General features: G+C 41.0%; 23 protein-coding genes and 2 pseudogenes. 3 read left to right on the forward strand and 22 right to left on the reverse strand.

Annotated elements, in window-relative coordinates; genetic code table 11:
• The first annotated feature begins 157 nt into the window (after window positions 1-157).
• Window positions 158-1308 (forward strand): IS3 family transposase gene (locus tag ACT3S9_RS10465; protein WP_086957897.1). Its coding sequence is split into 2 segments (ribosomal slippage): window positions 158-413 and window positions 413-1308, totalling 1152 coding nucleotides; the frame shifts between segments, so codons are not numbered across the junction.
• Window positions 1309-1327: 19 nt separating this feature from the next.
• Window positions 1328-1801 (forward strand): annotated as a pseudogene (locus ACT3S9_RS10470) (M28 family peptidase); the annotation flags it as partial.
• Window positions 1802-1853: 52 nt separating this feature from the next.
• On the opposite strand, the gene ACT3S9_RS10475 reads toward ACT3S9_RS10470, so the two are convergent.
• Both ACT3S9_RS10475 and ACT3S9_RS10480 read right to left on the reverse strand, forming a co-directional pair.
• The gene (locus ACT3S9_RS10475) at window positions 1854-2801 is read right to left on the reverse strand and encodes a general glycosylation pathway protein (protein WP_444751108.1); all 948 of its coding nucleotides are present in this window, start codon (window positions 2799-2801) and stop codon (window positions 1854-1856) included.
• A 235-nt stretch (window positions 2802-3036) separates the two neighbouring features.
• Window positions 3037-3213: a calmodulin gene (locus ACT3S9_RS10480; RefSeq protein ID WP_444750934.1), complete on the reverse strand. Its 177-nt coding sequence runs from the start codon at window positions 3211-3213 to the stop codon at window positions 3037-3039.
• Between the two features lie 117 nt (window positions 3214-3330).
• Between ACT3S9_RS10480 and ACT3S9_RS10485 the strand changes: the two genes are divergently transcribed.
• A complete protein-coding gene (locus ACT3S9_RS10485; RefSeq protein ID WP_089367531.1) occupies window positions 3331-4092 on the forward strand; it encodes an IS5 family transposase in 762 nt (253 codons plus the stop codon).
• Window positions 4093-4213: 121 nt separating this feature from the next.
• Here the strand turns inward: ACT3S9_RS10485 and ACT3S9_RS10490 are convergent, their stop codons facing one another.
• From ACT3S9_RS10490 to rimP, 20 genes and pseudogenes are all read right to left on the reverse strand, one after another.
• Window positions 4214-4423, reverse strand: a complete 210-nt coding sequence (locus tag ACT3S9_RS10490) for a calmodulin (protein ID WP_441993728.1) — start codon at window positions 4421-4423, stop codon at window positions 4214-4216.
• Window positions 4424-4581: 158 nt separating this feature from the next.
• Entirely contained in the window at window positions 4582-4815 is a 234-nt protein-coding gene (locus ACT3S9_RS10495) for a hypothetical protein (RefSeq protein WP_444751114.1), read from the reverse strand.
• Window positions 4772-5524: an IS21-like element helper ATPase IstB gene (gene istB, locus ACT3S9_RS10500; RefSeq protein ID WP_208835222.1), complete on the reverse strand. Its 753-nt coding sequence runs from the start codon at window positions 5522-5524 to the stop codon at window positions 4772-4774. The genes ACT3S9_RS10495 and istB overlap by 44 nt, the downstream gene beginning before the upstream one ends.
• A complete protein-coding gene (istA, locus tag ACT3S9_RS10505; protein ID WP_443490040.1) occupies window positions 5517-7010 on the reverse strand; it encodes an IS21 family transposase in 1494 nt (497 codons plus the stop codon). Before istA ends, istB begins: the two co-directional genes overlap by 8 nt.
• Window positions 7011-7103: 93 nt before the next feature.
• Window positions 7104-7196 (reverse strand): annotated as a pseudogene (locus ACT3S9_RS10510) (calmodulin); the annotation flags it as partial.
• 707 nt (window positions 7197-7903) lie between these two features.
• On the reverse strand, window positions 7904-8236 hold the full coding sequence (locus ACT3S9_RS10515) for a Na+/H+ antiporter subunit G (RefSeq protein ID WP_441835974.1): 333 nt from the start codon (window positions 8234-8236) through the stop codon (window positions 7904-7906).
• Between the two features lie 16 nt (window positions 8237-8252).
• Window positions 8253-8522 carry a K+/H+ antiporter subunit F gene (locus ACT3S9_RS10520; RefSeq protein ID WP_441835975.1) on the reverse strand — a complete coding sequence of 90 codons (270 nt, stop codon included), beginning with the start codon at window positions 8520-8522 and terminating at the stop codon, window positions 8253-8255.
• Window positions 8516-9052, reverse strand: a complete 537-nt coding sequence (locus ACT3S9_RS10525; protein ID WP_441835976.1) for a Na+/H+ antiporter subunit E — start codon at window positions 9050-9052, stop codon at window positions 8516-8518. Before ACT3S9_RS10525 ends, ACT3S9_RS10520 begins: the two co-directional genes overlap by 7 nt.
• 1 nt (window position 9053) lies before the next feature.
• On the reverse strand, window positions 9054-10571 hold the full coding sequence (locus ACT3S9_RS10530) for a monovalent cation/H+ antiporter subunit D (RefSeq protein ID WP_441835977.1): 1518 nt from the start codon (window positions 10569-10571) through the stop codon (window positions 9054-9056).
• On the reverse strand, window positions 10568-10915 hold the full coding sequence (locus ACT3S9_RS10535; protein ID WP_441835978.1) for a Na+/H+ antiporter subunit C: 348 nt from the start codon (window positions 10913-10915) through the stop codon (window positions 10568-10570). The genes ACT3S9_RS10530 and ACT3S9_RS10535 overlap by 4 nt, the downstream gene beginning before the upstream one ends.
• Window positions 10915-13707: a monovalent cation/H+ antiporter subunit A gene (locus tag ACT3S9_RS10540; protein ID WP_441835979.1), complete on the reverse strand. Its 2793-nt coding sequence runs from the start codon at window positions 13705-13707 to the stop codon at window positions 10915-10917. The genes ACT3S9_RS10535 and ACT3S9_RS10540 overlap by 1 nt, the downstream gene beginning before the upstream one ends.
• A 211-nt stretch (window positions 13708-13918) precedes the next feature.
• Window positions 13919-15130 (reverse strand): hypothetical protein, encoded by a 1212-nt coding sequence (locus ACT3S9_RS10545; RefSeq protein WP_441835980.1) that lies wholly within the window; start codon window positions 15128-15130, stop codon window positions 13919-13921.
• Window positions 15114-15992, reverse strand: coding sequence for a lipoprotein NlpI (nlpI, locus tag ACT3S9_RS10550; protein WP_441835981.1), 879 nt, complete (start codon window positions 15990-15992; stop codon window positions 15114-15116). Before nlpI ends, ACT3S9_RS10545 begins: the two co-directional genes overlap by 17 nt.
• A gap of 135 nt (window positions 15993-16127) precedes the next feature.
• Window positions 16128-18251 carry a polyribonucleotide nucleotidyltransferase gene (pnp, locus tag ACT3S9_RS10555; RefSeq protein ID WP_441835982.1) on the reverse strand — a complete coding sequence of 708 codons (2124 nt, stop codon included), beginning with the start codon at window positions 18249-18251 and terminating at the stop codon, window positions 16128-16130.
• A gap of 327 nt (window positions 18252-18578) precedes the next feature.
• Window positions 18579-18848 carry a 30S ribosomal protein S15 gene (rpsO, locus tag ACT3S9_RS10560; protein WP_006793376.1) on the reverse strand — a complete coding sequence of 90 codons (270 nt, stop codon included), beginning with the start codon at window positions 18846-18848 and terminating at the stop codon, window positions 18579-18581.
• A gap of 108 nt (window positions 18849-18956) precedes the next feature.
• Window positions 18957-19907, reverse strand: coding sequence for a tRNA pseudouridine(55) synthase TruB (gene truB / locus ACT3S9_RS10565; protein WP_441836313.1), 951 nt, complete (start codon window positions 19905-19907; stop codon window positions 18957-18959).
• Complete coding sequence (gene rbfA, locus ACT3S9_RS10570) at window positions 19907-20314, reverse strand: 30S ribosome-binding factor RbfA (RefSeq protein ID WP_441836314.1); 408 nt, start codon at window positions 20312-20314, stop codon at window positions 19907-19909. Before rbfA ends, truB begins: the two co-directional genes overlap by 1 nt.
• Before the next feature lie 109 nt (window positions 20315-20423).
• Window positions 20424-23081, reverse strand: a complete 2658-nt coding sequence (gene infB / locus ACT3S9_RS10575; RefSeq protein WP_441836315.1) for a translation initiation factor IF-2 — start codon at window positions 23079-23081, stop codon at window positions 20424-20426.
• 25 nt (window positions 23082-23106) lie between these two features.
• Entirely contained in the window at window positions 23107-24606 is a 1500-nt protein-coding gene (nusA, locus tag ACT3S9_RS10580) for a transcription termination factor NusA (RefSeq protein ID WP_441833759.1), read from the reverse strand.
• A 38-nt stretch (window positions 24607-24644) separates the two neighbouring features.
• Window positions 24645-25100 (reverse strand): ribosome maturation factor RimP, encoded by a 456-nt coding sequence (gene rimP, locus ACT3S9_RS10585; RefSeq protein ID WP_441836316.1) that lies wholly within the window; start codon window positions 25098-25100, stop codon window positions 24645-24647.
• Window positions 25101-25309: the final 209 nt, after the last annotated feature.

Here is a 25309-nt window from a genome sequence, read left to right on the forward strand (position 1 = left end):
ATATCCATTGAATTAGTGTTCTAATAGTAAGGCAGGAAAGTAACTCTCTAAAAAGTCATACTTTAATAACTCGGTATTATCTTATCGAAATTTGTGATCTGAACCAATAGTTTTGGACACCTCATTAAGTGAGTAAACTAACTCATAGAGGTGAAACATGACAACTAAGACCAAACGTAAATCCTATTCAGAAGAATTCAAAGAAGAAGCACTAAAGCTGGCGAGTAAAGTAGGTTTTGCTCAAGCTGCCAGAGAATTAAGTGTCGCAGAGTCCCAGCTTTACTATTGGCGAACTGCTGCTCTGAAAAAGGCATCTACATCAGATAGAGAAAGTACGTTAGCTACCGAGAATGCTCGTTTGAAACGCCAACTAGCGGTGCAAGCAGAGGAGCTAGACATATTAAAAAAAGCCGCCACCTACTTCGCGAAAAATCAAAAATAACACGATTTGAATTTATGCAAAGCTACCGAAGCACATTCAGCGTTATCAGAATGGCTAAGGTACTTTGTGTATCGCCAAGTGGGTTTTATGCATGGATAAAATCATGTGAGCACGTGTGTAAGCGCAAACAACAACAGCAAATGTTAGATACTCAGGTCAAAGCCGTATTTGTTGACAGTAAAGAGCGAGACGGTGCGAGACGTATCCAAGTCGAGCTGGCGGAGCAAGGGAATAAACATGATGTAAAAACCATCAACAGAAGCATGGGACGTCAGGGTTTAGTAGCTAAAGCAGCTCGTAAATTCAAGTCGACCACCGACAGTAAACACAATTTACCTGTGGCCCCTAATTTACTTGAGCAGAACTTTACCGCCGATAAGCCCAACCAAAAATGGGCAGGTGATATCACGTATCTAATGACCAGCGAAGGATGGCTTTACCTCGCTGTGATTATCGACCTGTACTCGCGCTCAGTGATTGGTTGGTCAATGAGTACACGCATGACATCATCTTTGGTGTGTGACGCCCTGCAAATGGCTATCTGGCGCCGAGGTAGACCTAAAGATGTCATTGTACATAGTGATAGAGGCAGCCAATATGCTTCCCATGCTTATCGTGATTTATTAAGCGAACATCATTTAATGCAAAGTATGAGTCGTAAAGGCAACTGCTGGGATAATGCGTGTGTGGAAAGCTTCTTCCATTCACTCAAGGTCGAAGCCATCCAATATGAGCCTATTATGAACCGAGAAACCATGAGGCAGCATGTATTTGAATATATAGAAATTGATTACAACAAAAAGAGAAGGCATAGTGCGTTAGGCTATTTAAGCCCCGAGAAATTTGAACAACTAAATGTCGCTTAACGAAGTGTCCACTAATGATGGTTCAGATCAATTTGCATCTGGTGCCGTTGTACCTACAAAACAAATTGTTGGTTTATTAAATATTGATGGTATGAATGTACTTGATAGCACTGATTATATTTTACAATACGGTCAGGGTTTATCAGAGATGGAAACTTACCTAGCCAAAGCGGCAAAAAAACAGGGTCGTGTAGTTAAAATGGATCCTCGCCCGCAAAATGGTCTGTTTTTCAGATCTGATCACTTCTCTCTCGCTAAACAAGGCGTACCAAGTTTATTATTTATGAGCCTTGGCGATACCGACCCAGATTATATTGCTAATAAATATCATAAAGAAGGTGACGATTACTCACCTGATTGGTCATTAGGCGGCGTTAAGCAGGATATAAATATAATTATTGATATAGCAACTCAGCTTGCTAATAATGACGATTGGCCAAAATGGACTAGCGAGTCTGATTTTAAAACTAAACGCACTGAAGATAGGAAATAAGCTTAAATTTAAGAATAATTTAAGCTTATTTCAACGTAAAAATAAAATCCTCCTATTTGGAGGATTTTTGCATTAAGCGTGCTCGCATTAATAATATTTCTGCTTTTGCGCCTAGGTAAACATAAATAGCGAGTGCTATTAATAATCCAACGACGGCAAGCATCATAGCTATTGCAGGCATTAGATACTCTGACTGCCCTAACGCCGCTTTAAACATCGTAAGTAATGCTTCAATTGATATCGCAATTAATACTGTTGAAATAAACCGTGTGATTGTACGCCGGGTAGAAGAATGCCGAAATATATCTTTATGCATCAAAATTTCTTCTTCTAGTATGGTTTTGCCTAGATCAAAAACAGCCAATGCGAGGGTGATATAAATAATAATACTAAATGGTTCGAGTGGGTCAGAGCCGATCTCTTTATTAGTAAGCAATGAATAAATGTCACTAAATACTATACTAAGTAAATACAGTACCAAGCAAAATAAGCACATTACTATAACGCCGTAACCAGCCTTAAAATAAGGAGTCATATTTGCGCGCGCGCTGTCACCCATCAAAAACTCTATTAATTGCGTTAAAGACACATCAATCACTAAATAACACTGGTGATTTATAGGAGTTTTTATTTCTTTAATAGCTGATATACATAAGTGATTAGTGGCAATAGAAATATAAGGATCGGTAAAACACACCGCCGTACTTCTTTGTGCTTGTAAAAAGTAAGGGCGCTTGCTTAAATCTTGCTGGTTACCTGATGTAGCAAGCTTTTTCCTATAAGCACGTTTAAAGCATACATTGTTACCCTGTTGTTGCCCCTTATCGTTTAAACAGTATTGCAACTCTAGAAAAGGATATTGCCTGACTAAATAACACGTATCTCGCTCTTTGGTTAGCCCATCTTCAATGCTTATTAAAATAGACGTTAGCAAGCTATGAATAACACTCTCGTATTCATGATAGCGTTCTACACTGCTGATATAACTCATTCTCGCCATTTTTTTTATACTCATAAACAGAGGTTTCAGATGATGTTGCAAGTTTAAAACCAAAAGTTAATAGTTATAATAATCAGAGCTTTAAGATAAGAACGTAAATACTGTGCACTACTTTGGTGACAAAATTATAAAATAGTATTCCTTACGCACAAAAAAGCAGCTAAGTATTAACTACTAAGCTGCTTTGTGAGTATGATTTTTTAGCTAAAGCCACATGGCTTAAGTCTTTACTTATTTATTGAACTTTTGAGAATTCTTCTTTAGAAAGCTCACCATTTCCATCTACATCTAAATCATCAAATATCTGCACCAACTGCTGATTTACTTGCGCTTCGCTTTGAGAAATGACGCCGTCACCGTCTGCATCAAAAGAAGCAAAGTCAACCGCAGCAAAAGCAGCTGAAGAAGACACAAGTGCTACAAGTGCTAGTGTTTTATTTAGGGCGTGTTGATCTTTGTGGTATGAAAAACAAACAGCATGAAGATAAGGTATAATTGAATTCGCCAGAAAACTTTACACCGAACCTACATGCCAAGATTAATGTTAACAGACGGGACATGGAATGTCTTATCAAAAGTAATGTACTTAAGTGGTCGAATTTATAATAAGCCCAACCATAGAAAAACGCTCGAAGGCATACTGTATAAGATGCGCACAGGTATTCCATGGCGAGATTTACCTTCTGATTTTGGCCGTTGGAGTGCTATCTACAGACGGTTTAATTTATGGTCCAAAAAAGGGATTTTGAATGAACTGTTTCGCGCATTATCTCGTGATGCGGACATGGATTGGGTCTTCATTGATGGCAGTATTGTCAGGGCTCATCAACATAGTTGCGGTGCAAGAACTGCTGACAATGAATCAATTGGAAAGAGCCGAGGTGGAAATTCTACGAAAATTCATCTTGCAGTCGATAGCGGAGGGTTGCCTGTTTATTATGAATTATCCTGTGGGAATACGCATGATATCGTCCATGCAGAGTCACTCGTAGCTAATTGCCCAACAAGTAATATGGTTGTCGCAGATAAAGGCTACGACAGTGAAAAACTGAGAGCGTTTGTTCGTGATAATAACGCTACACCCGTTATTCCACGTAAGGGCAACAGTTTAGTAGGCAATGAAGATATTGACTGGTGCATGTACAAATATCGGCACTTGGTTGAGAATGCATTTGGCCGTATTAAGCAATATAGAGGGATAGCCACGCGGTATGAAAAGCTTGAACGAAATTATCATTCAATGCTCGCTTTAGCATTTACTATGATGTGGCTACCAATGTGGGCTGATTGATATATGTACTACAAAGATCAACAGCCCCTAGTGTTTTCATAATTAATTCCTTAGGTTTTTAACCTGATTAGAGATAAAAGTCTTTTTTAAAAATCCTTTAAGAGCCAAAGGAAAAGCAAAATTAATATTCAAAAAAATCATTTTCTGTAAAACCATCACGCCTATGAACATCCATATTTTTAAGTTGTTCAAATGACTCAGCTACCGATGTTTCTGATTGGCTAATTGATACATTATCGTCTAAATTAGGTGTCTCAAAATCAGTGTTTGCAAATACGACTGATGATGAAACCAAGGCTGTAAGTACAAGAATAGATTGCAGCTTTATCATAATTTAATCCTTAAATAATTTCCGTGCTTTAACTAAAAATTTGCTCTGCGGTACTCGCCACATCCTGGTTATTCTCTTTAATAGGCTCCTTGCCTAATTAGGTTGTCTTTGGCAACTCAGAATTTAAGTAATATCGCAGAGCATAAACCTTGTAAGGCTTACGCCTTAGAAAACTCATCTTCTGACAGTTCGCCGTTTTGGTCGGTATCAAGCTCTGTAAACTGACTCATGAGTTCACTGTCAATTGATGCCTCAGCTTGGCTAATTACGCCATCGCCATCTGTGTATCTAGCGTCAATTAACTTGGCCGGTTCCGCGTCAATTATCTTGGCCGGTTGACACCGAATTTTATTTGCTCTTATTGAGCGCTGTTTTGCGTCGGTAACTTTCACCTTCGCAATGAATAATCGTTGCATGATGAACCAAGCGATCTATTGCCGCTACAGTCATCGTTGAATCATCAAATAGTTCATCCCATTGTTCGAATGATTTGTTTGATGTGATGATCATGCTGTGTCGCTCATAGCGATGGGCTATCAATTCAAACAGCACGCTCGTTTCCTGTTCCGTTTTTCGTACGTAACCAACGTCATCAACGATTAATAAGCTGTATTTATCGAGCTTTACAAGTTCGTCTTGCAAGCGTAAATGTCGCTTTGCTTGCTGGAGTTGTTGAACAATCGCTGACGCGGCAACAAACTTAACTTTATGGCCCTGCTCGATAAGGCCATAACCGATACTACTGGCGATATGCGTTTTACCAAGACCACTGGCGCCAAATAGCAATATATTGCCACCGTGCTTCAACCAATCCGGCTGATTTATTAAATCAGCAACAAGGGGCTTACTAACCCCATCAACAAGGGTAAAGTCGAAGCTGCTAAGGTGTTTACCCACGGGCAATTTTGCATCTTTTAAAAGCCGCTGAAGGCGTTTATCATCGCGTGTCGCAAGTTCAATATGGCACAGCTCAGATAAGTATTGCTGTGGGCTCCATTGTTCTTCTATCGCTTTTTTGCCCAGGGTATTCCACTGTTGAAGCATGGTGCTAAGCTTTAATTGTTTCAGCATTAAAGGTAACGAGGCCGTGAAGTTATCCATGTAGACCTCCCGGTATCATGCTGCTATAAGCGCTCAAGCTGTGTTGCTTTATTGTTATTGTGGGTATGTTTGATGCAATCACTAAAAATTGCGCTTCACATTCTCGGATGGCCGGTAATTGTCGCTGAGTAATTGACGCTGCTACAAATCGTCCTAATTGACGTTCGCACCCACTTTGTTTTGCTAAATGGAGCAGTTTTACCATGTAATAGCTCGCTTCATCCGCTAAAAGGTGGGCATTAACGTATTCCCAAATAGCTTTGTAATTGTCGCTTGGAAGTAAGTCGTCACGTAGTTGTGAGTAGCGAAATGCCAATGGTTTTTTAACCAGTGCGTCAATAACATGCAAGTAACTAATATTACGTGCACGGCATCCTTTAGAAGCATAGACACGCGCTAACGTTTGAACTAAATCGCTGCCATAGTGCAGCTCTAAACGGTTGTCATATAAACGAACCAGTAATCGGCTACCAATAAGGCGTGACGGGACGCTATAGGTAACACGTTTCAATGAAATAGTACTCGTACGTGACACCGTTAGATAATGCTCGGTGTAATTGACGCTCATCGTCCGTGGTAAAGCATGTAATTGTCGCTGCTCTACTGCGTATTTATCACTTACACGGCGATTACGGCGAGCTACAATGTCGGCAACAAACGATTCATAGACTTCTCTTGTCTGAAAGTCATAACTACCACGGATTTTTAATGCTTGCTCCAGTTGCGATTTAAGATGCCCATGAGGGCTCTCAATAGCCCCATTTTCATGCGCAATACCGCGGTTATTGCGGGTCGCTTTAAAGCCATAATGGGTGACTAATTCATTAAAGCGCTCTGTAAAATCGTTATCATTAGTGTGATTACGATAGGCGGCACTCAGACTGTCTGTACGCACTTCTTTAGGCACACCGCCGGCTGCTTTAAATGCGTTTTGCACGCCATCAGAAAAAGCAGCAAAGCTTTCACCGCCGTAGATCACTTGGGCGTAAGCCCAGCCACTGGCGGGCATACGATAATGAAACAACATATGCTTTAAGGGTTCACTAGCAATGGTAACGGGTGACTTCACATGTGTAAAATCACACATACCTAATAGGCCATACTCGTGTGTTTGCAGGAATACGACCTCTTTACTTGAGCCATACAGTGCCCGCCATTTATGAATTCGACGCTCTAATGTACGCCGTGAGCTAGGGTTAAATTTGTCGGTGTGAAACTCGCAAAGGTGATCAAAAATTCCCACCGGAGTTAACGTTGCATCACCTTGAAGTAGAGGGACAACAATACTGTCCCAGATAGACTCAAGTGGATCTATACGCGTTCGCCATTGGCGTTTATTAGACAATGGCTGCTCATCCAGTTTATCAATGCGCCTTGCTGAACGTTCTGAAATACCTGCTTTCGCAGCCGCGATAACTTGGCTATTACGTTTTCTATGTTTCATATAAATAGTGACCTGCTGATCAGTGATTCGTGTTCCCGGCACAGTGAACTCCTCCGTTCTGCTGTACCGAACCTTATCAGATCAACCGGCCAAGATAATTGTCGCTAGACCGGCCACCGTAATTGTCGCTTAATAATCTGTGTCAAAAGTGTCAAAATCTGTTGCTGCAAAAGCCGTTGATGAAGAAGCTAAAGCCATTAATACCAGCGTTGATTTAAATGTATTCATCATGTAATTCCTTCATTGGGTTATGCGATTAGGCTTAAAGCCTTTTACGATGTTTTTGCTAAATACAGGTTAGGTATTACAACTTCGATGCCATGTTTTTAAAAGTAATTTAAAACAATCACTTAGCTAGGATTTTCATAAAACCAGAAGCAAATAGACTGAGCTTATGTTGCTTTTTAGCAACAGCCATTTATGATAAAAATATAAAACATTATAAATCAATAGGTTAAAACTTATAAACAAGACACACACTTTGTAGAAAGACGACAAAAGTAATATTTTTAGTCATCATCAGCATAAACCTACTCTGAACATATAAAAAGTAGGTATTTTTTTAATCCAAATAAATACTCTAACCAACTGATATTAAGTACTAAAGTTAGTTTTCATATTGTTTTATTATAAAGTTTGAGGGGGGCATCTTAAAAAAGGCAGTTTTGTTGCCAAATGGCGTAATAATTTGAAGTTATTAAGTATTAGCGGTTGGTTATTACCAAACAATTTAAAGCAAATGCTATTTATTCGAAAGTTACAAAGAGGCATTTACATATATTCTACAGCAGAGCTTACATACAACTGATACGTGACTTACCCCCTTTTAATAAGCTCTTAATATGCTTTTTGTATTGTATATCTGAGCCTAAAAGCAAAAAACCGAGTAAAATTAATCACTCGGCTTTTATATAGTTAGTAAAAACAACGCAACACTAATCGTCTTTAATCTTATCAAGACCTTTAGTGCCATCTTTAGCTTTTAGCTTATGATGAATAGCGGACTTAATTAACATATAACCGCTGATTGGTGCTGTGATCAATAAAAAGATCGAGATCAAAACCTCTTTGACACTCACCCCATCTTGGCTGTTACTAAAGTAAACCATTGCCGCTATTAATACGCTTGCCATGCCCAATGTGGTCGCTTTTGTTGGGCCGTGCAAACGCATAAAAAAATCAGGCATTTTAATTAGGCCAATAGAGCCGATTAAAATAAATGTGCCACCGATTAATAAAAAAATTGAAACTACCCATTCACTTAACATCAGTTATCCCCAGCTTTTATTCTATTATGTCGCCGCGTAGTAAATACTTACATAACGCAACGGTACTGACAAAGCCTAGCATGGCAATAAGTAGTGCAGCTTCAAAGTAAAGCCCAGTGCCCATGCTCATGCCATATAAAATAATTAGCGCAATACTATTAATATACATTGTATCAAGGGCTAAAATACGGTCGGGTACAGAGGGCCCAACCAGTAAACGCCATAAATTTAGCAATAGCGAAATACCTATCATCGAAAAAACGATTAAAAAGACGATTTCTAACATCCGAAAATCTCCTTTAAGGGAGCTTCATAGCGTTTTTTTATATCCTTGATGAGCGCTTCTTCATCGGCTAAATCAAGCACATGAATTAATAAAAAACGCGGTGTGGTAAAGTCATCATCTGCAAGTGACTCATGAATCGGATACACTTCAGCGCTCACTGTACCAGGTGTGAGTGATACCGTACTTGCCAAAATAGTAATAGGTATCTCATGCTTCAAATCTAAAGGGATTTTAACAAAACCAGGTCGCAATTTTTTTACCGGGCCAATGATCAATAAGGCAACCTGAACATTAGCCGTAACAATATCTAAAAGTACTACAACTAGTTGTTTAAGGGCTAAGGTTGGACGAAGAATTAACGGTTGTGGCTCACGAAATGGAAAAGTGATCCACGGAATAGTAATCGCAAAAAAGGCCGCTAATACTAAATGCCCAGGAGACACACTGTTATTTAATAATAACCACACAACAAACAATAGTACGCTGCGAAAAGGCGTAGGCAACCAACGAAAACGAGACTCTAAACGCATCTTATTGCCCCCTGTGCAATACGTTGTTAATACCACCACTAATATCATGTAATTGCGCGGCCGTCGCTAACATATAGTCACTAATTGGGCCGGCAAATACGACCATTAAAGGTGAACAGGCAAGTAAAGTAATTATTGCGATCACTTGCAGTGGATGTGCATTAACACCGTCTAGTGGATCACCCCCTTTTTGCGTGCGATCCCAAAACAAACTAGTACCGGCGCGTGATAACGCCACCAATAACGCTAAACTCGCTAATAAATAGATGGGCCAAAACCACAACGCTTGTTCACTATTTAAGGTCGTTTTCAAAATCCATATTTTACCGATAAAGCCTGATAATGGCGGCATACCAATAACCGCGAGTGCTGCAACTAAAAAGCAAATACCCAATAAAAACGGCTGGGCAACGGCCCTACCTGCAACAAGCCTATCACTGACTTTACCACGCTGGCGCGAAATTAAATCAGCAATTAAAAATAGCACCGCGCAAACTAATGTTGAGTGCACTAAATAATACAATAAGGCCGCTGTGGCAGTTTCGTTTTGAATGGCGATTAACGCCACTAACGTACCGACTGAAATAATCACAGAGTTTGCAATTAAACGGCGAAAATCCTGGCTGGCTAACACTCCTATCGCACCAATAATAATGGTCGCGAGCGCTAAGCCCCATAGCCACGGCTGTACCATGTGCGATAAATACCCGGCTTCGTCACCAAAAATAACCGTATACACACGTAACATCGCGTATACACCAACTTTGGTCATAATGGCAAATAAAGCTGCAACTACCGGCATAGCACTACTATAAGTGTTAGGTAGCCATAAATGTAATGGCAATAACGCCCCTTTGAGAGCAAAAACAATCAGTAATAACAAGCCACCAATTTTTGCTAAGAAAATATCATCACCTGTCAGCGTCGGCATTTTCTGCGCCATATCAGCAATATTTAGCGTACCAAGTACCCCATAGAGCGTACCTAAGGCAATCAAAAACACACTCGAACCGACTAAATTAAGTATTACGTAATGGAGCGCTGCACGAGTATTTTGTTTATCACCGGCGTGCATTAATAGTGCGTAAGAAGCAATAAGTAACACTTCAAAAAATACAAATAGGTTAAATAAGTCGCCAGTCAAAAATGCGCCATTAACCCCAAGTACTAAAAAGTGCACTAAAGGATGAAAAAAGCTACCTTGCTCGTCGTCACCCGCACAACTATATAAAACCACCATTAAACCTAAAAAAGAGGTTAACAGTACCAGCAGATTCGCTAATTTATCGGCAACCAGTACAATACCAAAAGGTGCACTCCAGTTACCTATGGCATAAACCACCACCCCACTGCTATTGACTTCAATAAGCAATAATATACTGGCGGCTAAGGTAATTAATGCCATGATCACTGACGCATAACGGCGAATAGTGACGCTTTTACCACATGGCGGTAAAAGTAAAATAATTCCTGCTAACATCGGTAGCAAAATTGGCAATGAAGCTAAATGTTGGATCATTTTGACTCCTTGCTATCAGGCTTAACCACATGGCCATCAACATGGTCGTTTCCTAAATCACCTCGACCACGAATAGCTAATATCACTACAAAAGCGGTCATAGCAAAGCCAATAACGATAGCCGTTAACACTAAAGCTTGCGGTAACGGATCGGCATAATCGGAGTTTGTGCCTAGTACCACAGCTTTGTTAATTGTTAAGCGCCCAGCAGAAAACAAAAATAAGTTAACCGCATAAGAGAGCATAGTAAGCCCTAAAACTACGGGAAAAGTTCGTGCGCGTAAAATTAAATAAATACCACACGCAACTAATACCCCAACACAGGATGCATACAATACTTCCATTAAATATTTACCTCTTGCTTGGGTGTCTCGGCTGTTAACTTACCGAGCGTCGCTAAGATCATCAAGGTTGCACCAACAACCGTTAAGTACACACCTAAATCAAACACAATGGCACTGGCAAGTTCGGTTTTACCAATCCATGGAATTGCAAAATAATCAAACCAAGTGGTTAAAAATGGTTTATCGAAGAACCAACTACCAACGCCTGTAAACAGGGCAATAGCGATGCCCGAAGCAATAATTTTACGGTAGTTCACATCAAAGCGCTCTGAAATCCAAATAGAGCCATGTGCCATATACTGTAAAATAAAGGCAATAGATGTCACCAGTCCTGCAATAAAGCCACCGCCGGGTAAATTATGACCCCGTAAGAATATATAGGCAGACACTAATAGTGCCAACGGCAGTAAACTCTGCGAGATACTAGCAAGCAATATAGGATGACGCTCACGCGCCCAAGGACGCCCTTCTCCGTCACTGCCCGGCATAAATAACGGTAATTTCACCAGTAACTTATAAATACCTAATGCGGCTATACCTAGTACGGTAATTTCGCCCAAGGTATCAAATCCCCTAAAGTCAACAAGGATAACGTTTACCACGTTAGTACCTCCGCCGCCGGTTTTAGCGTTAGCAACAAAAAACTGTGAAATTGACTCAAGCGGACGCGTTAATAACGCATAGCAAATACTGGCTACGACTACACCAATCGCTCCAGAAAAGCCGATGTCACGTAGCATGCGTAACGAGCTCGACTCTTTGGGTGTACGCTGTGGTAAAAAGAACAGTGCCAACATAAGTAAAATAACGGTAACTACTTCAACGGTTAACTGAGTCAGGGCTAAGTCAGGTGCTGAAAAACGGGTAAACACAATCGATACCATTAAACCAACAATAGAGATCATTAATAACGAAATCATTCTGGCACGATGCCAAATAACGGTCGCAAATGCACCAATGATCAATAAGCCTGCGCCAATCGCATTATGAAAATCGACAGGGGTTAATTCGCTTCTTCCAGCTAGCTGATGCATTTCAAATAACGGCCAACCTGCTGCAAATAACACCACTAACAACATTAAAAATAAATAACGTTGTAGCGAGCCATTTTCAATATGCTTAACTTTACCTTGGCACCAATGAATAAGTGCATATAAGCCTTTCTCAAAACTTTTCTTAGCATTAAAATTAGGAAGTGATGCCTGAAACTTAAACAAATGTTTACGCTGCACGTAAATCAATAACCCGCAGCACGTAGCAATCAAGCTCATCATTAGCGGTAAATTAAAACCATGCCACACTGATAATGTATATTCTGGTTTACTTTCACCAAGTACCGCAAGTGAGGCGGCAGCTAAAATGTCACTCACAGCAAAACCTGGGAAGATACCCACTAAAATACACAACACCACTAATATTTCGATTGGTACACGCATATAACGCGGCGGCTCATGAGGCTGCTTAGGAAGATCTATTGGGTCGCCGTTAAAGAATACGTCGTGAATAAAGCGCGCAGAATAAGCCACCGCTAATGCACCCGCAACGGTCGCTAATACCGGAATTAACCACGACATTGAACCAAGTACTTGCTGATGCAGCGTTTCGGCAAAAAACATTTCTTTTGATAAGAAACCATTTAATAATGGTACGCCAGCCATAGCCGCGGCCGCCACCATAGCAAGCGTTGCGGTATAAGGCATAAATCGCCACATACCGTTAAGTTTACGCATATCGCGGGTACCAGTTTCATGGTCAATAATACCCGTTGCCATAAATAACGACGCTTTAAACGTGGCATGATTAATAATATGGAATATCGCCGCAACAGTGGCAAGTTCGGTGTCTAAACCAAGTAATAAAGTAATTAACCCTAAATGACTGATGGTCGAATACGCGAGTAATCCCTTCAAGTCGTGTTTAAATAAGGCAATATAGGCACCCACTAATAAGGTAGCCAGACCCGTTAAGGCCACTAATAAAAACCAAATTTCAGTGCCGGCCAGTGCCGGATACATCCGCGCCAGTAAAAAGATACCTGCTTTTACCATTGTGGCAGAGTGTAAGTAAGCACTAACAGGTGTCGGTGCGGCCATCGCATGAGGTAACCAAAAGTGAAAAGGAAATTGCGCTGACTTAGTAAAAGCACCCAACAATACTAATACCAGAGCAAGCTCGTATAAGTCATGGGATTGGATAAGTGCTTTGCTGGCTAAAATAACATCAAGGTTGTAGCTACCAACTATATCACCAAGTAACAGCAAACCACCAAGTAGCGCTAGACCGCCAGCGCCGGTGATTGCCAGCGCCATACGCGCGCCCTTGCGAGCTTCAGATTTGTGCCACCAATAACTGATGAGTAAAAACGAGCTGATACTGGTTAATTCCCAAAATAACCAAAGCTGAATCACATTGTTAGACATCACAATGCCGATCATCGCGGTCATAAACAGCATTAAATAGCAAAATAGCTTTGCCATTGAGTCATCATTACTTAAATAATAACGCGAGTAAAATATTACTAAAATACCAATCCCAAGGATCATGTACAGAAACAATAAGGTTAAGCCGTCGAGTCGAAATGCTATTTCTATGCCCAGAGCAGGGATCCATTGCATGGTATAACGGATCACTTCACCATCAAAAATGGCGGGAGTATGGTATAACGCAATAGCTAATGCTAATAACGGCGCCAACATAGTTAGCCCGGTACTTTTATTACGCGATAGCTTACTGGTGCATGAGGAAATAACACTGCCTATCAAGGATAGCAAGGGTATCCAGAGCAAAGTCATAATGAGGAACCTTTTAGAGTCATAAGAATATCAATACGCTGCTAGTTAATTTTAGTTGTGTACTGGTCATATGGAATGGTTTTAATTCACTTTAAAAAACGCTTTATAAGGATATAGTTATACTGATCAGAGGGCATTTTGTCTATAGTAGCAGGGCCTATTCGCTGTAATTTTAAGCACCCTTCACATTAAATTCAGATTGTTTACAGAATTATTCACTCAGGTTTTTATTTATCATATTGTTGATGCCTCTATCTGCCTCAGAAAAACGGCTAAATAAATCAGTATATCTAAGCGGTTTAACTGATAAATCATCAACTTGTTGCTGCCATAAACGTCTGTATTCTGCCGACAAAGGTTGCTGTTGATACTGCATAATCGAAAAGTTTTTAGCCGGTTTATAAGCCTTCCCAGCTTGGTTGCATGCCTGACTAAGATGCCACCCTTCTGGTGGTGGATTACCATGGCTAATAAAGAGATTAGGCGCGACTCTCCCCGCTAACCCACATAACCATTGTTGTTTAGCAATTGGTAGTGGGTACTCATCTTCAAAACCACTGAAATGCATAAGCTCATGCAAAAATACCCCATAATGACTATTTGAACTTAAGTGCATAATACCACTTTGCACACTTGCGGTGCCTTTACGCGGCATCATCACAATAAAGTCAAAACCTTCCGCTAAGCGGGTCTTTTCAAAAAAAGGCCGCCACTGACAATATGCACGCTGCTTTGGATTATTATTACAGCTAATTTTTTTACCAAGATAAACCGGCGCTGACAAACAAAAGCTACCCTCGCTTGGCTCTGGTTGCTGCTGGTAACGTGTTTTATACGTATTAAGCACCTCTAAACCTTGCAAGTGATCGCTCATTAATAACACATTAAAGCGACACTTTAAGCTGGCTTTGGCTTGCTGGGCATTTAGTAAAAAAGAATATTCTTTGGCAAACTGAGAACTAATTTCTCTTGGTAGTACCCCAAGATGCAGTTTAATGATTTCAAGTTCAGTACTGTTAGGAATTAATGATTGCTTGGCAAGCGCGGCCATATCAGGCCATTGCTTTAAACGCAGGAGTTGCTCAGCTAATTGCAGACGCTGTGGTGGTTTTTGTGTGACAACAGTACTTTCCCAGTAACGTTTAGCACGTTTTACATAGTCTTTCTCAAGTAGTCGTAACGACCAATGAAACGTTGCATCATGAACACCCAAAGTAACAAGTTCAAACAGGCTGTCATCGTTTACATCATTAAGGTGGCTTAAATAACGCCCAGGAAATTGAAAGTAACTTTGTGTTGTAGTTCGCGATTGCAGCTGGCTATGATAAAAAGCCAACTTAAAATAATGATTGCTTGAGCCTGCTATACATAACAAACCCAAACAACAAAGAGCAACTTTTAACGCATTAACTGGCGTCTTCACCTGCCATTATCTCCAGCTCTAACCGAGCGTATTTGTACTCAAGAAATTCATGAACATTGGTCGAAAGTGCTAAGCGAAAATAATCAGCGGCAAGATTAGTGTTACCTTCGGCTTGATGCTGCTTCGCTAAATAAAAATAGGCTTCGCATAAGCGCTGAGCGTACTCTTTTTCTGAGCTTACACCTTCACTTATGCTGTTTAAAAAAGTGTCTTCATCGATATCACCAGCGTACAAAGCTATTAATTGGTAAGCCCATTGGCTTTCATCAAGCCCTTGTGCATTAGATTTTAAGTCACCGAGCGCTTGCATCTGATCATCTTCTGCTTGCGCTAAATATAACCATAAAATACGGTATACATCGTTAGGAGATCGTGCTAAAAATTCACTAAAGTCAGCAGCAGCTAAACGTGGACGGTCGCCATAATAAAGCGCGATCCCTCTGCTAAGATAAGTGTACTCATGCTTATCGTTAAGCTCTAGTGCCGAATCAAAAAACTCATAGGCTTTTCCATACTGCTGCATTAGTGTTTGGTGTGTGCCTAAAAAATTATACACTTCAGATAAGTCAGGCTTCATTTTAACTGCACGATTAAAGTCAATACGAGCTAACGTCGTCATACCTAAACTGTCAAATAATACACCACGGTCATAATAAAGCTTGGCTTGCTGATCGGACGTTAAATCAGCGCGATTAAGTAATTCTGAATAGCGGGCAATGGCTATTTCGCTTCGAAAATCAGACGATAATGGTGCGGTAAAAGGCACATTAACAATCGGTGCGGGTTGTGCATCTGATGTAGCTTGGCAAGCGCTTAAAGACAAAATAGCAAACGATGCCAAGGCTAAATGTTTAAAAATCATTAAAATCCTTAATACCTGAAAAGTAAGCAATATAGACAAGACGTATATAAAGAGGTTTCATTAAAGCACAAAAAAAAAGGGCTAAACAGCCCCTTTTTACAGTATCCAGTAAATAACTGGATTAAATATCAACAATTATGCGTCGCTAGACTCATCAGCCGCAGGTGCTGACTCCATTGCTTCTTTAATACTTAGACGTACACGGCCTTGGCGATCTACTTCTAGTACTTTAACTTTAACTTCTTGACCTTCAGAAAGGTGATCAGCCACGTTATTAACGCGCTCAGTACTAATTTGAGAAATATGTACTAAACCATCTTTACCAGGAAGAATGTTTACAAACGCACCGAAATCAACAATACGTACAACTTTACCTTCGTAGATAGTACCTACTTCAAGTTCAGCAGTTAATTGCTCAATACGGCTAATTGCATTAGCTGCACTTTCGCCATCTGTAGCGGCAATTTTAATTGTGCCATCATCACCAATTTCAATCGTAGTACCTGTTTCTTCAGTAAGCTGACGAATAGTTGCGCCGCCTTTACCAATAACTTCAGCGATTTTCTTCTGTGGTATTTTCATCGTATAGATGCGTGGAGCAAACATAGAAAGCTCTTCAGACGGCGCTGAAATTGCTTCGTCCATTACACCTAAGATGTGTAAACGTGCAGCTTTTGCTTGTTTAAGGGCAATCTGCATGATCTCTTGAGTGATACCTTCAATTTTGATATCCATCTGTAGAGCTGTAATACCGTTTGAAGTACCCGCAACTTTAAAGTCCATGTCACCTAAGTGATCTTCATCACCTAAAATGTCAGAAAGAACAACGAACTTCTCGTCTTCTTTAACTAGACCCATAGCGATACCTGCAACAGAAGCTTTGATTGGTACACCTGCATTCATAAGTGCAAGTGAAGTACCACATACTGACGCCATTGAAGATGAACCGTTTGATTCAGTGATTTCAGATACTACACGGATTGAATATGGGAATTCAGTCAATGTTGGCATTACAGCAGAAATACCACGCTTAGCCAGGTTACCGTGACCAATTTCGCGACGCTTAGGAGAACCAACAAAACCAGTTTCGCCTACGCAGAACGGAGGGAAGTTGTAGTTAAGCATAAAGTGGTTTTTATGCGTGCCAGTTAAATCGTCGATTAACTGTGAATCACGTTCTGTACCTAGTGTAGCCGTAACTAATGCTTGAGTTTCACCACGGGTAAAGATAGCTGAACCATGAGTACGCGGTAATACACCGGTCATTACGTCAAGTGCGCGGATCATATCTGGTTCACGTCCATCGATACGCTTTTCGCCAGCGGCGATACGGCCACGAACGATTCTCTTCTCAAGAGAGCCAAATACTTTGCCTACTTCTTGCTTGTCTAAAGACTCGCCTTCAGCAAGTTCGCTCGTTAATGCTTCAACAACAACGTCTTTCGCTGCGCCTAATGCTTCTTTACGTGCTACTTTATCAGTGATGCGGTAAGCTTCGCCTACTTTATCTGCAGCTAAAGATGCAACTTTCTCTTCTAGAGATACGTTTTTCTCAGGAGCAGTCCAATCCCATGTAGGTTTGCCAGCTTCTGCTTTAAATTCGTTGATAGCGTTGATGATAGACTGAGATTGCTCATGACCATAAACAACCGCACCTAGCATTACGTCTTCAGCAAGTACGTCTGCTTCTGACTCAACCATTAGCACTGCGTTATCAGTACCCGCAACAACTAAATCAAGTTGGCTTTCTTCAAGCTCTTTTAGTGTTGGGTTAAGTACATATTCACCGTCGATGTAACCAACACGTGATGCACCAATTGGACCGCTAAATGGAATACCAGAGATGGCAAGTGCCGCTGAAGTACCAATCATCGCAACCATATCCGGTTGAATTTCAGGATTAACAGAAACAACAGTAGCAATAACTTGTACTTCGTTTACGAAACCATTTGGGAAAAGTGGACGAATTGGACGGTCAATAAGACGTGCGATAAGTGTTTCACCGTCGTTAGGACGACCTTCACGTTTTAAGAAGCCACCAGGAATACGACCTGCAGCGTACATACGCTCTTGGTAGTTAACTGTTAGTGGGAAAAAGTCTTGACCAGGTTGTGCTTCACGCTTACCAACAACAGTAACTAATACTGAAGTGTCGCCAATACTTGCAAGTACAGCGCCGTCTGCTTGACGAGCGATTGCACCAGTTTCTAGGGTTACAGTGTGCTGACCTAGTTGAAATTCTTTAATAATTGCTTGCACTTAAAATGTCCTTAAATGATTTTTAAATGTTCTAAATTTTTCATCAAAGTACCAATTACAGTACATAATTGTATTCAGTTGGAAATCAATTAAGTACTACAATTGGCAATGATGTGAATAAACGTAGATAAACCTTTTTATCTACGCGCATAGTATATACCAAAGCGACGTAAAAATGCGAGTCCAGCATTTAATAAAAAGAGTGACTAATATGCAGCGGTTGTAACCGCAAATTAGAGAGAGATTATCACATGTTTTGAAGAGCTTAGATTAAACTACAGGCACAAAAAAAGGAGCTAAAAAGCTCCTTTTTTGATAATCAATTGCTTAGCGACGTAGGCCAAGTTCTTTGATTAACGCAGTATAACGCGAGATATCTTTACCTTTAAGGTAATCAAGCAATTTACGACGAGTGCTTACTTTACGAAGCAGACCACGACGAGAGTGGAAGTCATGCTTGTGATCAGCAAAGTGACCTTGAAGCTTGTTGATATCAAAAGTTAAAAGTGCAACTTGTACTTCAGGTGAACCAGTGTCGCCTTCTGCACGTGCGAATTTTGCGATGATATCGATTTTTTCTTGATTGCTTAGTGACATAGTAACTCCAAAAATAAATTTAAAAGGTGCTTTAGCCGATCACTAATTCAGCCAAAACGATTAAGCGTGCGCATTTTACCAGCTTACAGCATAACTACAAGTTAAACTTTATGAGTTTTCTGGTAATTGGTTAGATAAGCCACGCTTTGACTTTAAGTGGCCATCACGGTTTTTTTCACCAGTGCCAATAAAAGTACCCGCAGCCATAACCTTAACAGGCCCATCAGGGAGTGGCTGACCTATCACTACCGCTTGGCCGTGACTAAAAGCAAGGCCTTGTTCATGGCTTATCTCAATCACTGGTAAGTCAACTAATGCTGTATCTATTGGCAATAACAGCGTATCTAAATATACAGAAGGTGATAATTCTTCTGTTTGTGCCTGTTGTAGCTTTTCTTCAAGCTGCTCAAGAGTGACCATTTTATCGCTTGGATAATGACCCACTGCGCTACGATGAAGCATTATCACATGCGCACCACAACCTAGCTTTTCACCTAAATCATCTACGATAGTGCGAATGTACGTGCCTTTAGAAACATGTACGGTCATTTGTATTTCGTTACTTACTTCATCAAACTCATCAAGCGTAATACTATAAACGTTAATTTTTCGGCATTTACGCGGCACTTCAATGCCTTCACGGGCATACTTATACAAAGGCTTACCTTCGTACTTAAGTGCTGAGTACATTGACGGGTATTGTTCCGACTCACCTAAAAAATCAGCCACTTCCTTGCTTAACTGCGCGTGTGTGACATTGACTTCTTTACTGCTGACTACTTCACCTTCTGAGTCAGACGTAGTTGTGCGTTCACCTAGCTTAGCCCGTACTACATAGGTTTTATCTATATCGAGTAAAAACTGGGAAAACTTAGTCGCTTCACCAAAACAGATTGGTAACATCCCGGTCGCCAGCGGATCCAGTGCACCGGTGTGCCCCGCTTTTTGTGCAAAGTAAATACCTTTAGCTTGTTGCAACGCTTTATTAGATGTAATGCCTTCTGGCTTATTTAATAATAAAATACCGTCAATTGGGCGACCTTTACTGCGCCTAGCCATTAGTCTTTTGTGCCTTCTTCGTTATCTGTTTCATCATCAATGTGCTTAGCGTTATCTTCACGAATAACTGAATCCACTAAGTTAGAGATACGCATCCCTTCCATTAATGAATTATCAACTGTGAATTTAAGCTCTGGCATAATACGCGCACGAATACGCTTGCCTAATAACGAGCGAATGTAACCGGTTGCTTCGTTAAGTACTTTGGCACTTTGTTTTGCTGCGTTTTCATCTTCGGTGTTATATACCGTGATAAATACTTTGGCATAAGATAAGTCGCGCGATACTTCTACCGCAGACACTGTCACCATACCTAAGCGTGGATCTTTAATTTCGCGTTGTAAAATCACGGCAATTTCTTTTTGAATTTGCTGTGCAACACGATCAGTGCGAGAAAACTCTCTCATTGTACTGGTCCTAAAAATATAACTTATTGAAAAATAATAATAAGATAATTAAATAATAGATACACAAATGGGGGCTAAGCCCCCATTTATTAGTTTAGCAAGTTAACAATTAAAGACTACGTTGTACTTCAACTGTTTCAAATACTTCGATTTGGTCGCCAACTTTAACATCATTGTAGTTCTTAACGCCGATACCACATTCCATACCGTTACGAACGTCTTGAACATCATCTTTAAAGCGACGTAATGACTCAAGCTCCCCTTCGTAAATAACCACGTTTTCACGAAGTACACGAATTGGTGCGCTACGCTTAATAGTACCTTCAGTAACCATACAACCAGCGATAGCGCCAATTTTAGGTGACTTAAATACATCACGTACTTGAGCAAGACCAATGATCTCTTGTTTGAATTCAGGCGCAAGCATACCAGACATTGCCTGTTTAACTTCGTCAATCAAGCTGTAAATAACGCCATAGTAACGTAGGTCTAAGTTCTCAGTATCGATAACCTTACGAGCAGATGCATCAGCACGAACGTTAAAGCCAACTACAATCGCGTTAGACGCTGCAGCAAGTGTTGCGTCTGTTTCAGTTATACCACCAACACCAGAGCCAACAATCTTCACTTTAACTTCATCAGTAGAGAGTTTAGTTAGTGAATCTGCAATCGCTTCAATTGAACCTTGAACGTCTGCTTTAAGCACGATGTTAACTTCAGATACATCGCCTTCAGTCATGTTAGTAAACATGTTCTCAAGTTTCGCTTTTTGCTGACGAGCAAGTTTAACATCGCGGAATTTACCTTGGCGATATAAAGCAACTTCACGCGCTTTACGCTCATCCTTAACAACAGTCGCTTCATCACCGGCCGCAGGAATACCTGACAAACCTAGAATTTCAACTGGAATTGAAGGACCCGCAGACTTGATGTCTTTACCGTTTTCATCTTTCATTGCACGTACGCGGCCGTATTCAAGACCACATAGTACGATATCACCTTGGTTTAGTGTACCAGACTGCACAAGCACAGAAGCAACAGGACCACGACCTTTATCAAGGCGAGATTCAATTACCACACCCGCTGCCATACCTTCACTAGGAGCTGATAGCTCTAATAACTCAGCTTGGTTTACTATCGCTTCAAGTAAATCATCAATACCTAAACCTGTTTTTGCAGAGATATGAACAAATTGTGTTTCACCGCCCCAGTCTTCAGGAATAACGTCAAATTGAGATAACTCGTTTTTAACGCGATCTGGATCTGCGCCTTCTTTATCCATTTTGTTAACAGCAATAATTAAAGGAACGCCAGCTGCGCGAGCATGCTGTACCGCTTCTTTAGTTTGTGGCATTACGCCATCATCTGCTGCAACGACTAGGATTACGATATCAGTTGCTTTCGCACCACGTGCACGCATTGAAGTAAACGCAGCATGACCAGGGGTATCTAAGAACGTGATCATGTGGCCGTTAGTGTCAACGTGGTATGCACCAATATGCTGAGTAATACCACCGGCTTCGCCTGATGCTACTTTTGCTTCACGAATATAATCAAGTGTTGATGTTTTACCATGGTCAACGTGACCCATTACAGTAACAACAGGAGCACGTGGTTCAGATTTGCCATCTTCATGACGGTCGTTCAGTACTGTTTGCTCTAATTCGTTTTCATTAACAATGATAACCTTGTGACCCATTTCCTCTGCAACAAGTTGCGCAGTTTCTTGGTCTATCACTTGGTTAATAGTAACCATGTCACCCATTTTCATCATTGTTTTGACAACTTCAGCGCCTTTAATGGCCATGCGTGATGCAAGCTCAGCTACTGTGATTGTTTCGCTAATGCGTACTTCATTTTTCACATCCGCAGTTGGCTTTTGGAAGCCATGCTGTAGTGATGTAGGAGCTTTAAGCTTACCTTTTTTTCCCTTAGAACCAGCGAACCGATCCTTTCCTGGTGCTTTTTTCTTTTTCTTCGCACGGCGTGAACCTTGCTCATCACGCGCATCAGCAACATCTTCTGCTTCACGTGCGTAAGTTGAAGTCGTAAGATGGTGATCCGCGGTTTCTTCACGTTTCTTACGTTCTTCTTCTTCTTTCTTCCAGCGTACTGAGTTCTCTTCAGCTAGCTTTCTTGCCTCTTCTGCTTGACGTTTCGCTTCTTCTTCAGCTTTATTCAATGCGGCCTCTTCTGCTTCTTTTTGCAGACGCTCAGCTTCGATGCGATCTTTCTCAGACTTAGCACTTTGCTCAGGGGTCATCTGCTGTTGTTTCGCTAAACGTTCAGCATCAGCTTTTCGTTTAGCTTCTTCTTTCGCTTTACGATCAGCTTCTTCTTTGGCTTTACGTTCAGCGTCTTGTTTGGCTTTAAGCTCAGCAGCTTCTTTTGCTGCTTGCTCTTGTTCAGCACGATGTGCTGCTTCTTCAGCGGCTAAGCGTTCTTGTTCTTGCTGTTGCTCAAGAGCGCTTTTTTTAACGTAAGTGCGGGTTTTACGCACTTCAACTTGTACCGCTTTCGCTTTACCGGTAGAGCCGGTTACACTTAGTGTGCTTTTGCTCTTACGCTGTAAGGTCATACGTGCAGGGCCATCAGAACCCGTGCCACCGTGTGATTTACTTAAGTGATCAAGTAATGTCGCTTTTTCAGTTTCAGTAACATTATCACCAGCTTGTTTGGTAATACCGGCTTGTGAAAACTGCTGTAGCAATTTATCAACAGTTGTACCTATATCTCCGGCTAGTTTTTCAACGTTTACTTCTGCCATGGTGTATTATACCTCCGTTAATAAATTACTCGTCTGCAAACCAACAAATATTACGTGCAGCCATGATAAGCTCACCAGCTTTCTCTGAAGAAAGCTCTGTAATATCCACTAATTCATCTATGCCTTGTTCGGCTAAATCTTCTAACGTTATAACCCCTTTACTGGCCATAACAAATGCTAAATGACGCTCTAAGCCTTCAAGCGTAAGTAAGTCTTCAGCTGGTTCTACACCATCTAAGCTTTCTTCATCTTTAAGTGCTTTAGTCGTTAATGCGTCTTTAGCGCGTGAACGAAGTGCGTCCACAGTTTCTTCATCTAAACCATCAATTTCTAAAAACTCAGAGGCTGGTACATATGCTACTTCTTCAAGGGTTGAGAAACCTTCGTTAATTAGTAGTGATGCAAACTCATCATCAATATCTAGATATTGAGTGAATAAGTTAATTAACTTATCTGATTCAGCTTCGTTTTTAGTACGCATGTCTTCAACAGTCATGACGTTCAATTCCCAACCAGTTAACTGACTAGCAAGACGTACATTTTGACCATTTCGACCAATCGCTTGTGCTAAGTTATCGGCTTCTACTGCGATATCCATTGAGTGAGTGTCTTCATCCATTACGATTGATGCAACTTCAGCAGGCGCCATTGAATTAATAACAAACTGCGCAGGGTTATCATCGTATAAAACGATATCAACACGTTCGCCGCCAAGCTCTGATGAAACAGCTTGAACACGTGCGCCACGCATACCAACACACGCTCCAACAGGATCAATACGTTTGTCGTTAGATTTAACAGCGATTTTAGCGCGAGATCCTGGATCACGTGCAGCTGCACGAAGTTCAATCATTTCTTCGCCAATCTCTGGCACCTCAATGCGGAATAACTCCATTAACATTTCTGGCTTAGAACGCGTTACAAATAACTGTGCACCACGTGCTTCTGGTTTTACTTCATAAAGTAAACCACGAATACGATCACCTGGGCGGAAGTTTTCACGCGGTAACATATCGTCACGATAAATAACCGCCTCAGCGTTGTTACCTAAATCAAGTACGATTGCATCACGCGTGGCTTTTTTAACCACACCTGTTACTAACTCACCTTGTTGATCTTTATACGCTTCGACTACTAGTGCGCGCTCAGCCTCACGTACCTTTTGTACGATAACTTGCTTAGCCATTTGCGTAGTAATACGGTCAAACTTAATTGATTCAATTTGCTCTTCAACATAATCGCCCATTTGCAGGTCAGGTTCTTCAACTTGTGCCGCTTCTAAGGTAATTTCGCTGTAAGGGTTTTCTAATGAACCATCTTCTAAAATCTCGGCAATCTGCCAACGACGGTAAGTGTCGTAATCACCGGTTTTACGGTCGATTGCTACACGTACTTCAATGTCACCATCGTGCTTTTTCTTTGTCGCTGTCGCTAGTGCGAACTCTAATGCTTCAAAAATCTTTTCTTTTGGAACCGCTTTCTCATTGGAAACGGCTTCAGCAACCAATAATATCTCTTTTGCCATGGGTTATGCCTCGCTTGCCCTATTCCTTCGCACTCGAATTAAAACTTTGCGATGATGTTCGCACGTTCAATATTACTAAGCATAATTAACTGCTCAGAACCATCTACTGAAAGTGTAATCATATCACTGCTAACTGCTACTAAATCGCCTTTAAAATTACGACGACCATCTTGTGGAAGCTTAGTACGCACGCGTACTTCTTCTCCCTGTGCCTTCTCGTAGTGATCTTGTTTGAATAATGGACGATCAACACCAGGAGAGGACACTTCCAAATCATATTCATTTGTAATTGGGTCTTCGACATCTAAAATAGCACTTACTTGACGGCTTGCATCTGCGCAATTGTCAACCGAAATCCCCGCATCATGATCAATGTAGACCCTAAGCGTAGAATGGCGACCCGCTTGTACAAACTCAAGACCATGCAGTTCAAAGCCTAACATTTCAACTGCTGGCGAAAGCATGGTTAATAAATCTTGCTCAAGTTTTGTCACGAAAATTCTCCATACAAACAAAAAAAGGGCTTATAGCCCTAAATACATCGCTTATTACTTGGTGAAAACCAAGTGGCGCAGATACAACAACGCCCCGTACCAAGCGGGGCGTCACACCTAAAGCATAAAAACTGTGTGGCCTTAGGCCAAGCTTGGCTGCGAGTCGCTTAGCGACCAAATAAGCTATTCAAAGCCTAAACGCAAAACGC

Origin of the sequence: Pseudoalteromonas sp. AOP31-A2-14, assembly GCF_052378035.1 — a bacterium.
In the GTDB taxonomy this organism is placed as follows: domain Bacteria; phylum Pseudomonadota; class Gammaproteobacteria; order Enterobacterales; family Alteromonadaceae; genus Pseudoalteromonas.